11 protein-coding genes, 2 tRNA genes and 2 pseudogenes are annotated in these 13,177 nt (G+C 68.2%); 9 read left to right on the top strand and 6 right to left on the bottom strand.

Translation table 11 applies throughout. From position 1 onward, the window contains the following. Positions 1–45 precede the first annotated feature (45 nt). A complete protein-coding gene (locus ACFYR3_RS17015; RefSeq protein ID WP_355856582.1) occupies positions 46–690 on the bottom strand; it encodes a helix-turn-helix domain-containing protein in 645 nt (214 codons plus the stop codon). 473 nt (positions 691–1,163) lie between these two features. Here ACFYR3_RS17015 and ACFYR3_RS17010 point away from each other — a divergent pair, with 473 nt between their 5' ends. Beyond that, positions 1,164–2,438, top strand: coding sequence for a M6 family metalloprotease domain-containing protein (locus ACFYR3_RS17010; RefSeq protein WP_389283615.1), 1,275 nt, complete (start codon positions 1,164–1,166; stop codon positions 2,436–2,438). Positions 2,439–2,676: 238 nt separating this feature from the next. Here the strand turns inward: ACFYR3_RS17010 and ACFYR3_RS17005 are convergent, their stop codons facing one another. Then, on the bottom strand, positions 2,677–2,844 hold the full coding sequence (locus tag ACFYR3_RS17005; protein WP_355856588.1) for a hypothetical protein: 168 nt from the start codon (positions 2,842–2,844) through the stop codon (positions 2,677–2,679). Positions 2,845–2,971: 127 nt separating this feature from the next. Between ACFYR3_RS17005 and ACFYR3_RS17000 the strand changes: the two genes are divergently transcribed. The 4 genes from ACFYR3_RS17000 (at position 2,972) to ACFYR3_RS16985 (ending at position 6,591) form a co-directional block, all read left to right on the top strand. Next, on the top strand, positions 2,972–4,744 hold the full coding sequence (locus ACFYR3_RS17000) for an IclR family transcriptional regulator C-terminal domain-containing protein (protein ID WP_389283613.1): 1,773 nt from the start codon (positions 2,972–2,974) through the stop codon (positions 4,742–4,744). Between the two features lie 164 nt (positions 4,745–4,908). Further along, on the top strand, positions 4,909–5,625 hold the full coding sequence (locus ACFYR3_RS16995; protein WP_355856593.1) for a ScbR family autoregulator-binding transcription factor: 717 nt from the start codon (positions 4,909–4,911) through the stop codon (positions 5,623–5,625). A 298-nt stretch (positions 5,626–5,923) separates the two neighbouring features. Then, a tRNA-Arg gene (locus ACFYR3_RS16990) sits at positions 5,924–5,999 on the top strand. An 85-nt stretch (positions 6,000–6,084) separates the two neighbouring features. Next, positions 6,085–6,591 carry a hypothetical protein gene (locus tag ACFYR3_RS16985; RefSeq protein WP_355856596.1) on the top strand — a complete coding sequence of 169 codons (507 nt, stop codon included), beginning with the start codon at positions 6,085–6,087 and terminating at the stop codon, positions 6,589–6,591. A 68-nt stretch (positions 6,592–6,659) separates the two neighbouring features. Here ACFYR3_RS16985 and ACFYR3_RS16980 read toward each other — a convergent pair. Further along, positions 6,660–7,376 (bottom strand): annotated as a pseudogene (locus ACFYR3_RS16980) (tyrosine-type recombinase/integrase); the annotation flags it as partial. A gap of 279 nt (positions 7,377–7,655) precedes the next feature. Between ACFYR3_RS16980 and ACFYR3_RS16975 the strand changes: the two are divergent. From ACFYR3_RS16975 to ACFYR3_RS16960, 4 genes and pseudogenes are all read left to right on the top strand, one after another. Beyond that, on the top strand, positions 7,656–8,489 hold the full coding sequence (locus ACFYR3_RS16975) for an amidase domain-containing protein (RefSeq protein WP_355856599.1): 834 nt from the start codon (positions 7,656–7,658) through the stop codon (positions 8,487–8,489). Positions 8,490–8,501: 12 nt separating this feature from the next. After that, positions 8,502–9,062: a hypothetical protein gene (locus ACFYR3_RS16970; RefSeq protein ID WP_355856602.1), complete on the top strand. Its 561-nt coding sequence runs from the start codon at positions 8,502–8,504 to the stop codon at positions 9,060–9,062. An 836-nt stretch (positions 9,063–9,898) separates the two neighbouring features. After that, positions 9,899–10,072: pseudogene (locus ACFYR3_RS16965) on the top strand (NUDIX hydrolase); the annotation flags it as partial. Positions 10,073–10,629: 557 nt separating this feature from the next. Beyond that, positions 10,630–11,280, top strand: coding sequence for an HXXEE domain-containing protein (locus ACFYR3_RS16960; protein WP_355856605.1), 651 nt, complete (start codon positions 10,630–10,632; stop codon positions 11,278–11,280). A 218-nt stretch (positions 11,281–11,498) separates the two neighbouring features. On the opposite strand, the gene ACFYR3_RS16955 is transcribed toward ACFYR3_RS16960, so the two are convergent. From ACFYR3_RS16955 to ACFYR3_RS16945, 3 genes are all read right to left on the bottom strand, one after another. Beyond that, positions 11,499–11,584: transfer RNA gene (locus ACFYR3_RS16955), tRNA-OTHER, on the bottom strand. A 113-nt stretch (positions 11,585–11,697) separates the two neighbouring features. Continuing rightward, complete coding sequence (locus tag ACFYR3_RS16950) at positions 11,698–12,228, bottom strand: hypothetical protein (protein WP_355856608.1); 531 nt, start codon at positions 12,226–12,228, stop codon at positions 11,698–11,700. Position 12,229: 1 nt separating this feature from the next. Then, positions 12,230–12,883: a hypothetical protein gene (locus ACFYR3_RS16945; RefSeq protein WP_389283609.1), complete on the bottom strand. Its 654-nt coding sequence runs from the start codon at positions 12,881–12,883 to the stop codon at positions 12,230–12,232. Between the last annotated feature and the right edge of the window lie 294 nt (positions 12,884–13,177).

Genomic DNA, 13,177 nt, shown 5'->3' with positions numbered 1-13,177 from the left:
CCCGAGCCGTCGTCCGCCGATCGGTCACGGCACCTGACGCGTCGGTCACGCTCGTCGCAGTTCCTCCAGGTTGGCGGCCACTCCGGGCAGTTCGGAGCGGGCCGGGGCCCGCATACCGTCCAGGAGCAGCTGCAGATGACGGTGCACGAAGCGGTCGATGCCCTGGCACGCGGTGCCCGGCAACGGCCTGGTGAGCTGGCTGACAGCGATCATGAGATCGCCCAACTCGACGTCGGGGCGCAGCTGTCCGGCCTCACGGGCGCGGGCCATCAGCTGCTGGAGCAGCTCGGTGATCCGGTCGCGCGCGGCGACCAGGTCGGGATGGTTCTGGTCGAAGTTCTCGGAAAGCATCGGGCACAGCGCACCGATCCGCTCGTCGGCGGCGAAATGCACGAAGCCGCTCAGCGACTCGAAGGCGTCACCGCCCGCGGCGAGCGCCTCCTCGACCCACTCCGAGGTGCGGTCCATCACCGAGCACACGACCTCGCGGGCGAGGGCGTCGCGGTCGGGGAAGTTGCGGTACAGCGTGGCGTTGCCGACACCTGCCCGGCGAGCGATCTCATCGAACGGCACCTCGGCGCCGAACTCGACGAACATCTCGCGGGCGGCGGCGACGATCCGCTCCCGGTTGCGCAGGGCATCGGCACGGGGCCGCGCCACTCGACGCTGCACGGGGGTTGCGGTCTCCACGGCGTACTCCTCGAAGCATCTCGGAGCTTGAGTGCGATCCGGGGACTGGGTCCCCGTTTCGCTCGGACGTATGACTAAACGGGGAAACGATCCCCGGTTATTTCCCAGCCTGGAAGAGAAATATGTGACCTGTGTCACACCTCCGTCGAGAGCATTCGGCCGGTCGCCCTGCGCCTCTCCGGACGGTCGGCCCGGTCGGCCTCGACCCGGGATTCCGCCCGACGGCCCACGGTCTCCCCCGCCTCCCGCCGGGCCTCCCTCGTCTCCCACCCGGCCGCCCATCCGGCCTCCCATCCGCCCTCCCGGAGCTCCCGCAACCCCGCCGTGCCCTCCCGGACGGAATCCGATTCAGGTCCTCCCGGAGACGAACCCGATCGGGCCCACCCAGCGCGCGCCCGGCGCGTCGGCGACTCAGGGTGATCGAAAGGGTGCAGTCCGGGACCGGTGGCTGCCGTGGAGCGAAGGGCCCCCGCATGCAGCCGTCCAGCCGCCGGATACGCCCGCGCCGGGTGGCCGCGCTCGTCACGGTGACCGTACTGACGCTGGCGGTCAGCACCTCCGCCGGCACCGGACACCTGACGGCCGGCTCCGCCACGGCGGGCTCCACCGCGCTGGCCCGCTCCAGGGCGCTCGGCCCCTGCATGATCAACGGCCCGTCCGGCGTCCAGATGGGGGAAGGCATCCCGACCGCCCCCGGCTACGCCCGCTCCACCGGCACTCTCCGGGCCCTGACCCTGATGGTCGACTTCTCCGACGCGCCCGGCAGGGGCAGCGCTCTCGACCGGTACGACGAGTTCTTCCCGAAGACGCAGGAATGGTTCCGCACCGCCTCCTACGGCCGCCTCGACTACCGCCCCGAAGCCCCCGTCCGGCACTGGCTGCGCATGCCCAAGCCCTTCAAGGCGTACGGCATAGAACGCGGCGCGCCCTTCGACCCCGGGTACCGAGAACTGGTCCAGGACATCGTGGCCGCGGCCGATCCCGAGGTCGACTTCCGCTCGTACGACATCCTGAACGTGCTGGTCACACCGAACGCCGGACCCTCCGCGCTGGACACCGTGCTGTCCGTGACCTTCGCCGGCAACACCGAGGCGCCGGTCGCCGACGGCGTCCCGGTCGCCAACGCGTCCTTCGTCTACAGCCGCCAGGACGACGGCTCGGGCTCCTACGCCGACACCGGCTACCGCGTACTGCCGCACGAGAACGGCCACACCTTCGGCCTGCCCGACCTCTACACCCAGGACGGCGGCGGCGCGGTCGGGCACTGGGACATCATGAGCGAGGACTGGGGAGCCGACAACGACCTCCTGGGCTGGCACAAGTGGAAGCTCGGCTGGCTCGACGCCTCCCAGATCAGCTGCGCGGCGGCGCGCGGCACCAGCGAGTACAGGCTGACCCCGCTGGCCGTGCGCGGCGGCGCCAAACTGGTCGTCATACCCACCAGCGCCCGGAGCGGGTACGTCCTCGAACTGCGCACCCACGCGGGCAACGACTCGGCGGTCTGCCGTCCAGGCATCCTCGTCTACAAGGTCGACGCGGACGTGGACACCGGGAACGGACCCGTGACAGTGTCCGACTCCCACCGCGACAGCGGCGGCTGCACCCGTTCCCCCAACGTCCAGGCCGAACTGTCCGACGCGCCCTTCTCCCCCGGTGAGACCTTCAGGGACGCGAAGGCGGGGATCACCGTCCAGGTCGCGTCGCCGGACACCGCGAGGAAGTACCGGGTGTACGTGACGCGCCGCTGAACGCGGCCGAGCCGCCCGGCGTCCGGGCGGACAGCCGTGTCGGAAGCCGGACAGCCGGACGGCCGGACGGACAGTCGGAAAGAAGGCCGGACGGACAACCGGACGGGCGGGGGCGCACGGCGGTCCGGCGCCCGTGTCGGGAAGCGCCGGCCTGCTTCGGCAGCCGGGCAAGCACTACCGTGGCTCTTCTGAGATCCGCCACACGGTGGCTCATCTGAGGTCCGCCAAACGGTCACTCTTATGAGAGCCGCATCGGAGAGCCCATGCCATCGAGCCCCATGTCATCGAGCCCCTTTTCATCGAGCACCACGCCGTCGAACGTCACGCCGTCGAACGTCACACCCCCGAACGGCACGCCATCGGATGCCGGGCCGGCCACGGGGCCGCGCGACGGAGCGTCGGCCACCGGGTCCGCGACAGGCATTGGGTGCGCGACGGGCAACGGGTCCGGAGCGTCCGTCTCCGGGCCCGGGGCTGCCGGGGCTGCCGGGGCTGCCGGGGCTGCCGGGGCTGCCGGGGCTGCCGGGGCCAAGGTGCCCGACGAGGCGGTCACGCCGCTCATTCGCGGGATCGCCGTACTGCGGCGGCTGACCGAGGCGGACGGGGTGTCCAGTCTGAGCGGACTCGAACGGGCCACCGGGCTCGCACGGTCCACCGTCGACCGAATCACGGCGACCCTCGCACGCATGGGATACGTACGTCTCGACGGCCGGGACGCCGTACTGGCCCCCCGCCTGATGGAACTCGGCAACGCCTACCTCGCCGCTCTCCGGCTTCCCCGCCTCCTGGACGCGCACGCCGACGCGCTCGCCGACGAACTCGACGAGTCGGTGTCCCTCGCCGTCGGCGACCGGGACGGCGTCCGCTTCATCCATCAGGCGACCCGGCGTCGCGCGATGTCCCTGAGCTTCCGCATCGGCGACCTGCTCCCCGCCGAACGCACCGCGCCCGGCCCCCTGTTCGCCTCCGTGTGGAGCGAGGAGGAGTGGACACGCTGGCGCGAGCGCCGCGCGGCCGATCCGGAGGACCGCGGCTTTCCCGCCGTACCGGCACGGAGCAGACCGTACGAAGGTGGAGCGGACGCAACGGCGCTCCCGGCCGCCCAACTCCCCACCATCGGAGACGACTTCGCGCAGCGGGCGGCCGAAGACGGCCGGGCGGGCTGGGCGTTGGACGACCAGCTGATCGAACCGGGCCTTGTCGCCGTCTCGATGCCCGTACGGGAGGCGGGGCGGATCGCCTGCGTGGTGAACGTGGTGAGCCACACGAGCCGGCACAGCGCAGCCGACCTGCGGGACACACTGCTGCCGCGTCTGCGGACGGCTGTGGCCGAGATGGAACGGACGTTGGCCCTGAACCGGGAGCCCATGCCGGAACGGAGGGCGCCGCTCACGGAGAGCAACGGACGAGTCGACACGGGGACGGGCGGGAACGTCACCACCCCGTCCGGGCTGGCCGACTGGACCGGCGCCTCCAAGCACGAACTGGGGCGGGAGTTCATCGAGTCGCTGGCCCGCGGGCTGACCGTGATCACCGCCTTCGGTGAGGGCCGGGCCGAACTGACCCTCACCGCGGTGGCGCAGGCGACCGGACTCGCCCGCGCGACCGCCCGCCGCGCCCTGATCACGCTGGAACACCTCGGATACGTGACCACGCACGACCGCGTCTTCCGGCTCACCCCGCGCGTCCTGGGGCTCGGCTTCCCGCCACTCTCACGGACCTCGCTCCCCGAGATCGCGGCCCCGCATCTGACCGAACTCTCCCAGCGGCTGCACGACTCGGTGTCGCTCGCGGTGCTGACCGGCGACGAGATCCAGTACACCGCGCGGGTCTCCACCCGCCGCATCATGAGCGTCAACGTCACCGTCGGCACCCGGCTGCCCGCGTACGCCACCTCTCTGGGGCGAGTGATCCTGGCCGATCTTCCGGAGGCCCGCGCGACGGAGGTACTGAACGGCGGGATGCCCGAGCGGTTGCACCCGTTGACCCCATTGACCCCGTTGACCCCATTGACCGCCCGGACCATCACGGACCCGGAGCGGTTCAGGGCCGAACTGGACCGGGTGCGGCAGGCCGGATACGCCATGGTCGAGGAGGAGTTGGAGCAGGGCCTGCGGTCCATCGCGGTCCCGGTGCGCGACCGGGCCGGACGGCCCGTGGCCGCGGTGAACGTCGCCATGCACAGCAGTCGCCGTACCGCCGAGGCGTGCGTCAGTGACGTACTGCCCGAACTCCGTGCGACGGCGACCCGCATCGAGGCGGACCTGCACATCGCGGACCGCTTCAGCCGTGTCCAGTTGAGCTGAGAGGAACGCCAGAGCCACCGAGCGCGAGACTCCCCATTCCCCCTCCGCCGCCCCTTCCACTCCTCCAACTATCTCTTCCCATAGGGGAATTACCACCATGGCGTGAAGATGATCTGCGCGACCCGGCCCCGTTGACAGATCCAAAAGCAGGTTCCTAGCGTCGCTTGCGGCAGGACAAACAGCAGCCGAACGGCAAGGAGCGTCCGGGTGGTCGCGTCGTGGTGAAGCAGGAGAGGTCCGAGCGAACCAGGCACAACCTGATCCGGGCCGCCTCGACCGTGTTCGACCAGGCCGGTTACGAACGCGCCACCCTGTCGACGATCAGTGAACGCGCGCAGGTCACCAAGGGCGCCCTGTTCTTCCACTTCGCGGCCAAGTCCGATCTCGCCCGTGCCGTCCAGGCGGAGGCCTGCGCCACGTCGGGCGCCGCACTCGTGAAGCTGGCGCGGCGTGAGACCCCGGCCTTCGAGATCGCCACCGCCATGGCCCACACCCTCGTAGGCCTCCTCGAAGCCGACATGGTCGTCCGCGCGGGCGCGCGCCTGACCCAGGAGATCAGGACCCCCGACGACCCGTCACTCCACTGTCACCTCAACTGGCTCGGCGCCCTGCACAGAACCCTGACCCGGGCACGGAGCGACGGCTCCCTGCTCCCCGGCGTCGATGTCCGCGCGGCCGCCGTGCTGATGCTGTCCATGATCACCGGCACCACAGCCCTGCCCCGCCTCCCCTCCGACCCCTCCTCCCCGCCACTCCCCCACCCGCAGCGCGCTCCCGCCCCCCACCTCGCCCCCCACTCCCTGGGCGAAACAGGAGACCAGCGGCTGACCCGCATGCTCCACCTGACGCGCCCAGCCCTTTCGGACCTCCCGACAAGATGACCGACTTCGGACCTCCCGACGAGACGACCGGCCGGGACCACTCTCTCGCCTCACCCCACGGCAGGGCGCGCCCTCGCTCACCCACGGCACTGAGCCCTCGCCTGCGGCTTGGGCGCACCGCTCGACACCCCGCCGCACGGGCCACAGGAACACCCCGCGTCGTTCGGGACGCGAGGCCCGGCCCCCGGCCCCGGACCAGCGACCCAGCGCTGTCCCACCTGCACGAACGGGAACCTTCCCAGCCTCCATCCCGGATCCGCTACGCTAGCTACCGGATCGCACACGATCCGCACGCCTTGCCTTCGTAGCTCAGGGGATAGAGCACCGCTCTCCTAAAGCGGGTGTCGCAGGTTCGAATCCTGCCGGGGGCACCAGGGCAAAGGCCCCGGACCGATCATGGTCCGGGGCCTTTGACATCCAGTTCTGACATCAACGGGGACGGAACGGAGCGCATCCGGCGTGACAAGAGACGAGGCTCTCGACCGGTTGAGGCGACTGGCACAAGCTCAGGCATTCGGACGTCACGTCGGCTCGGACCGCCTCATCCAGGCCGGCCTCGACGCTCTTCTGGCCGACGTCGATGCCCCGTCGCTTGCCCTCCTCGCCGGCCTGGGCCGTCGTGAGGAGCATGAGGCACGGGAGCTCTTCGATCACGTCGTGGACGAGCTGGGGCTGGGATTCGAAGTGCCGGCGGACCCGATCGCTGCCAGGTGGGCCCTGGCTTACTGGTTGGCCGCTCAGATCGTCGACGGCTCCTTGGACCCGGCGACCGGTGCCAACCTCATATGGGTCGAAGCAGCGTCAGAACTCGGCTATCCCAACCGCCTGCAACCGATCGTCGACCGTGCCAGTGACCTGGACGACTGGAACGCCAACTGGAGCACTCCGCTGGAACAGCTCAAAGAAGAGGTCGTTGTCGCCGCCCGCGCACTCGTTGCACGCGGAGGACCCGCGTCCGCTCTCTGAAGACCACGGAGCCCCAGGACTGTTACGGCCCGGGGCTCCGCGTCTCGGATAGAGGGGAACGGCGTTGGTCAGCCTGGGCCGGGACGCCTCTTCAACAGCTTGTCCATGTGGCTCATGGCATCGCGCTGGGTGTCCTGCACGACGTGCGTGTACACGTCCATGGTGATGCTGATCTGAGAGTGGCCGAGGATCTCCATCACCACGTGGGGCGCAACCCCGGCCGCCGTGAGCAGGGTGGCTGTGCCGTGCCGAGCGTCGTGCAGCCGGACGACGCGGATGCCGGCGGACTCGGCGATGCGGGTGAAGGAGCGGTAGACGTTCCGCGGCTCGACCTGGCGACCGGTGCGGGTGGTGAAGACGTAGCCGGAGCCGGACTCGTGCCACTGCTCCCCCGCCTTGGCGCGTGCGGCGGCCTGCCGCATCCGGTGCCAGCGCAGTGGGGCGATACAGAGCGCGGGCAACGGGACGACACGGCGCCGACGGCTCTTGGGATCGTCGTCATAGAGGACACCGCGACGGCGCTGAGTCTGCTGACGGACGTAAAGGACCCGGTTGTCCAGGTCGAGATCCGACCACCGGAGGCCGATGATCTCTCCTCGCCGGAGCCCCATCGCGATGGCGAGCACGAAGGCCGCGTAGAGCGGATCTCTGCGGGAGGCGGCGAGGAAGTCGAGCGTCTCGTCGAGCGTCCAGGGCTTCAGCTCCCGGTTGTCCGTGCGGGGCGGCTCGACGAGCTTGGCGACGTTGCGCGCGATCAGCTCCTCGCGGCAGGCGGAGGAGAGGGCATCGCTGTCCTCTTCCGCTTCTACGCGAAGGCGATTCACCACAGCCAGCAGCGCGCAAACGAGCAGATCCAGCGTGCTCTCGAAGCTGCTGAGGAGTAGCAAGCCTACCTGCGGCTGCTGAGGCGTCACCCAGGTGCTCCGGCTCGGGTGCCGCTCGAAACACCGGCCAACTGGGAACCCACGCGTCCGCCCCTCCATCCTCCTAGTCACGAGTCCCGAAGCCGCACCGATCCGCGACCATGCGGCCGGGACCCATCACAGGGGGAAGGAACCCGACTCTTGCGCAACAGGCTCGGCCGTACGATCACCGGCGCAGCAGTGCTCGCCCTCACCGCCACCGGCGCCATCACAGGAACAGCGAACGCCACCACAGACGCTGCCGACAATGCCTCCGCAGACGTTGCCGACAGCACCTCCATAGATCTTCCCGACAGCATCTCCGCAGCCGTTCCCGACGCGGTGTGGACCGCAAGCGGTTGGCCCGCGCCTTCAGACGATCCGCACCTTCCTGACGCAAACGGCAACATCGCCGCCGACCAGGAGGAGGAGCCGCAGCCGCTCATCGATGAAGGCATCTACGGCCCCGACGCCGACCCGGCGTCCACGTCGGCAGATTCGGCAGCCGCAGCCGCAGCGATCGGCGGCAACGGAACGGCCAACTGGGCGTACAACAACCTGGACACCAGGTGGGAGTACAGGACCGACTGCGCGAACTTCGTCTCCAAGGCCCTATACCACGGGGGCGGAATGAAGATGCGCCCGGGCGGCCGCAAGGCGGACAATGCCTGGTGGCAGGGCAGGTACGGGTTCGGTAAGAGCTGGAGTTGGACGAGCGCGGACTACCTCCGGCGTCACGTGACCAAGTGGCGGAATTCCGCGATGATTCCGCACGAGTACAACGCCAAGGTGGGGGATCTCGTCTTCTTCAAGTGGAAGAGGGAGAGGATTTACAACCACGTGGCGATCGTCTCGGCCATGGTGCAAGGGCACGCGAGCATCGTGCAGCACGGCCTGAAGAATGAGGCCAAGCTCAACGAAGTGATCAATCGGTACAGTCGCACCTCGAACCCGATCGAGAAGGTCACGATCGTCAGGCCCAAGACCCGCAAGTAACAAGGATGTGAGATGCCCAGGTTGAAGCAGGGCCATACGGTGGCCGGATGGCTGGCAGCCGCAGTGGTGCTGACGTCTGGATGTGCTGTCCTCGACAGCAGCGCTGCTGATGCCAGAGGGCCGGGCTCGTCCTACGAGCAGGCGTACGCCGACCACGAGCCATTGCACGTGGTCGGCTACCCCTCCACCGGCTCTTTGCTGCTGATGCAAGAGCTCGTGTGGGACATCGCCGACGGCAAGACGGATGATCTCCGCAAGCTGGCGACCAGCGACAGCAGCGAGACGGAGGCCCGGAAGACCGCCGAGAACTGGGTCAAGGGCTTCGGCTCTGGCGCACGGGGAGAAGTGACAGGCGATTTCTATGACGGCGGTTCAGAACGCCAGGTCGTGGTCCTGTACTTTCACGACACCCGGCAGGTCATGGATTTCACCGTTCGACTCGATGGCGACGCGGGCAAGGCGAACTGGCGGATCCTGATGAAGTCGACTGATTTCAAGGACGCCACCCATGCTCCCAGCTGGGCGCCGAAGGAGCCGGGAGGAACCGACTCCAAGATGAACAACAACAACTGATCGCCTGAGCACCCGAGGCTCCGCCCTCCGCAACGAGCCGGAGGCGGGGCCTCGTCGTCTCCCCTGTCACGGCGCCCTGCGCCCCCTGGTCCGCGACAGCGCCCATCCTCCGGCCCGGGCGCTGACCTGCCGCTTGTCGCACGCTGTTGGCCCACGCCTGGTCCACACGCACTGATCCACAACGCGATACGGCCGGATCAAGGTGAGACAGCCCTCACGCAGAGGGGGCGCCTCTCACCGAGGGGCACCCCTCTGACCAGCGCGTCTCTGACTTGATTCCTGGTGGAACGTGAAAACAAGCGGTTGATCCGAACTGCCACCAGCGTCCCCGTGGCCCGTCAGATCGCCGGCTACGGACGCCGACTCCGACGCGAAGCGCACGCCCGGAACACGGCAGCGAAGCGAGCAGCGCAGCACCGCAACCCCAGCGACTGCCCCCGCCCCTTGCCGTCCCTCCGGGGCCTCGAAGCGACCGGAATGACCGTCGATGACCGATCCGGCTAGAGCTACGGATCAGAAGGTACCGCCACCATGAGACGGCTCGAGCTCTCGTCCCGGGCGGTCCGTGGGCAACGAGGGATTCGGCGCCGCGGAGTTCAGCGCAGAGCCCGACGCTCGTCCACACGGCGTGTCGGCACGCCCAGAAACACATCGGGTGCCGCAGAGCCATAAACGATGTTGAACGTTTCCAGTCGATAGGACCAAGCCCCTCACAACTACCGGCGAACCGGTAGTTGATCTGCCATTGCAGCCACTGGCCGGGAGCCAGGCGAACGGCAGGCGGGCGTCGACTGCGCCGTGGCATGGCAAACATGCTCACCTCTGGCAGGTCCACCTCGGGCGGCACCGAACGCACCTCCAGCGAGTCCCTGGCGGTCTCTTGGCTCACACCTGACGAGGTCAGCGAGCGCATGTCCGAGGCTTTCGCTGTGAGGCTCCTGGACGCCCTGGACGGCAACGGCCCCCACGTCCAAAGCCATGACGGACAGCGCCTCATCCCAGCGGGATAAAACCTTCTCTCCTTCATCAAGCCCCGGCTGCGCTCCGCTCCGCCGGGCGGGCTCCCGGCTCCGCTCGGGGCGCCGCTCCTGCCTTCGGCCCGCTCCGCCCCGGCTGCGCCGACGCCCGCCCACACGTGGATAGGCCCGGAGGTCATGAGTCAAGCATCCGACGACTTCGACCCACGGTCACAGACGATGCCTCCGGCGGGGGATCGGCCGGCACCGGGATGGAGGGGGCGCCGTTCCCGGCTGCGGGCACATCGTGGCGAGCGTGGTGGGCTCCCATCCCGTCCACCGTCGACCCAGGCAGAACCGAGCAGACGCGGCCCATGGCGTCCAGGTCGTTCGTCCAGTTGGGCGCTCCACCTGGACGCCATGAACCACGCCCGCTCCACGGTGTGTGGGTCGACGGCGGACGGGATGGGAGCTGGGGGCTGTGGTGGGTTCAGCAAGCCGTTGCCCGGATGCGGCGTCCAGTGGACGGCCCTAGATTCGTTGGACGGCCCGCTCTCCACGAAGCCGAGGAACAACCGGCGCAGGTGGGCTCCTGGAAGGAGGGGTCCCCAATGGCGCGTTTCTCGTGGGAGGGCTACCGCCGGCAGTGGCCGAGGGTCGGCGGTGTGTTGGCCATGGCCGTAGGCGGGGCCACCGCCTTGGCGGCCGGGCGTATGAGGAAGCCGCAGGCGCTGTCTGCCGCGAACTTCGGCGCCCTGCTGATCCACCAGTACGAGGAGTACCAGGACCCGGGGTGGTTCCCCGGCCAGTTCAACCACGGTGTGTTCAAGAGCGACACCCCGCGCAACTACCCGCTGAACACCAACACGGGTATGTGCATCAACACCGGGCTCGCCTACCCGTACTACATCGCCCCGATCGTGTTCCCGACGGTCCGGTGGCTGGGTCTGTCGCCAGTGCTGTTCGGCATGGCCCAGGCGCTCGGCCACGGGATCATCTTCCCGCGACTGGCGGGGGACAAGTACAGCCCGGGATTTCTCGCCTCCCTGCTGCTCCACGTTCCGATCGGTACCGCCTACATCAGGGCCGTGAACGCCGAACGCCCGCTGACAAAGGCTGAGTGGGCCGCCGCCGTCGCGTGCACCGTGGCCTTTGCCGCCAGCAGCGTCGGCGCCCCCAACTTCCTCATGCGGGACAAAGACAGCCCGCACGCCTTCACTGCCGCCCAGATGGGACACCACGACGTCCCACACACCGTCTGACCCGTTCGGCGCCGGGCTGGAGGAAGCTGGGGGTCTTCTATGCCGTAATCACTCTGATGCTCGCCGGGCTGCTCGCCGTCTAGCGAGGGCCAATCGACGTGCCCTTTGAGGCGCCCGTTCGGTCGGGAAACAGCGGGGAACAGCGGTCACTGGCGGACAACGCTGACGTGAACGGCCCCTAGAAAGCGCCTTACATGGTCAGGGGCCGCTCATCTGCGGTGGGTGTGGGATTTGAACCCACGGTGACTCGCGCCACGACGGTTTTCAAGACCGTTCGTGTGGTCGCTTCCTGACTCGCCCACTTCCAGCCCGATGGCCGCCTCTGTCAAGGAGGTTCGAGCTGGAGGAGCAAGCCCCCCTCATCAAGGAGCGCCACACCTCTGCTCTCATCGAACAGACTTCATCATGCCTGCGACGTCACGCCGAATTTGAGCCGACTCCAGGCGACTCTTCTTCAGCTGCCTCGCCTCGACCAATGGTCATGGACCAGCGCACGCCTGAAGGCGCCTGGACGGACACGACTCCGCTGCGGTCCACCCCTTTGACCGCCACCTCGTTGTACGTGGTGTTCACCTTGCCGGCGACGCAGTCCAACGGAAAGGAGACGTGGACAGACTGCACCGCGACCTTGATCTTCCCCGTGCCCTGACAGTTCACCGCGACAATGAGCGCATCGCTCTTCTTGCCCTTGCTGAACGCGATACTGGCACTCCCGCTGGTCACCTTCTGCCGGCCGGCGAGTGTTTCGCCTCTGTCCAGCGTCGGGGGCGTCTGTACGGGGGGTTGAGTGGCGCTGGGTGTGGTGGTGATCTTCGCCGAGCCCGGATCGGACGAGCGCGTGGGCTGGCTGGACTGCTTGGCGTCGGTGTGATCTGACGTGCAGGCAGCGACCGGGAGGAGCGCAGCGGCGCACATGACGCTCAGCCCGACAAAGGTTCGGTGCGACATGTCACGACTCCCAGATGGCCCAGCCGACGCGGTGCGGCGTGTAGATGGTCACGTTCTTCTTGGCGCCCTTGCCGCAGTCGACGTACGTGTACCGGCTGTACCCATAGGTCTTCAGTCGGTAGACGCCATAGCTGGCATATGTGGTCTTATGCGCCGGCGTGTCCGCACTGATGGTGTTGCCGATCTTGGCGGTTAGCGAGGCGGAGACGGTCACCCCGAACTTGCCCGAGATCTCGACGACCGCCACGCTGGCCTTCACGTTAAGTTCGCCGCTGACGGCGACGCCGACCGTGCCGGCCACCTCAGAAGTGAAGCTCGATTTGGCCACATGCGAAGTGCCGTTGTAGTTGGCCTGACTGGCCCCTACACCTCTGTGGTAGTCCTTGTTCTTGCTCGTGGGGTAGTAGTACCAGCCCTGGTCGCAGCCCGGCCTGTCAGGCGAGTTCGCCGGGTGGTTGGCGGCGTCGGACGGTGCAGGCGCAGTGGTGTCCGGAGCGTCTTCGGCGAGGTCCGACTCTTCAGGCTGGTCAGGTGGGGCGGTGGCAGTGGTCTCGGTCGCGGTGGGGGTGGTGTCGTCCGCGAAGGCGGGGCCAGTGCCCGCCAAGATGGCCACCGCGAGAGCGGGGGCAAGCAGAACCTTCATGGATGTGCGCATGACATTGCTCCTTGGTCAAGGGAGTGGCGTCGCGTGCGATCGATTGCCCCTTTGGCAACTGACGAGATCATGTCAGTGGGGCAAGGCGGACGACCAGCTTCCTCTGGGTTTTCTGAGCAAGACATGAGGTCGGCTCGCGAAAATCTGCCAATTCCCACGGAAGATTTCAAGTCCAGTGAGACGGTCGTGACGCTATGAGTGAGGCGCCCCGAGGTTCTCGGACAGCGGTCCCCATAGGATTGAAGTCCAGAACGGTGGAGAGAGCACGTGGCACAGAAGCGTAGGAAGTTCAGT

The sequence above is a fragment of the Streptomyces sp. NPDC005784 genome, assembly GCF_042871525.1.
Classification (GTDB): domain Bacteria; phylum Actinomycetota; class Actinomycetes; order Streptomycetales; family Streptomycetaceae; genus Streptomyces.
The sequence above is the reverse complement of the archived record's forward strand: the minus strand, read 5'-3'. Positions and strand labels throughout refer to the sequence as shown.

What these genes read in the sequence shown, in the direction of transcription:
- ACFYR3_RS17010 (WP_389283615.1), top strand. Translation starts at nt 1,164, where the DNA reads ATGCAGCCGTCCAGCCGCCGGATACGCCCGCGCCGGGTGGCCGCGCTC.
- ACFYR3_RS16970 (WP_355856602.1), top strand. Translation starts at nt 8,502, where the DNA reads ATGCCCAGGTTGAAGCAGGGCCATACGGTGGCCGGATGGCTGGCAGCC.
- ACFYR3_RS16960 (WP_355856605.1), top strand. Translation starts at nt 10,630, where the DNA reads ATGGCGCGTTTCTCGTGGGAGGGCTACCGCCGGCAGTGGCCGAGGGTC.
- ACFYR3_RS16950 (WP_355856608.1), bottom strand. Translation starts at nt 12,228, where the DNA reads ATGTCGCACCGAACCTTTGTCGGGCTGAGCGTCATGTGCGCCGCTGCG.
- ACFYR3_RS16945 (WP_389283609.1), bottom strand. Translation starts at nt 12,883, where the DNA reads ATGCGCACATCCATGAAGGTTCTGCTTGCCCCCGCTCTCGCGGTGGCC.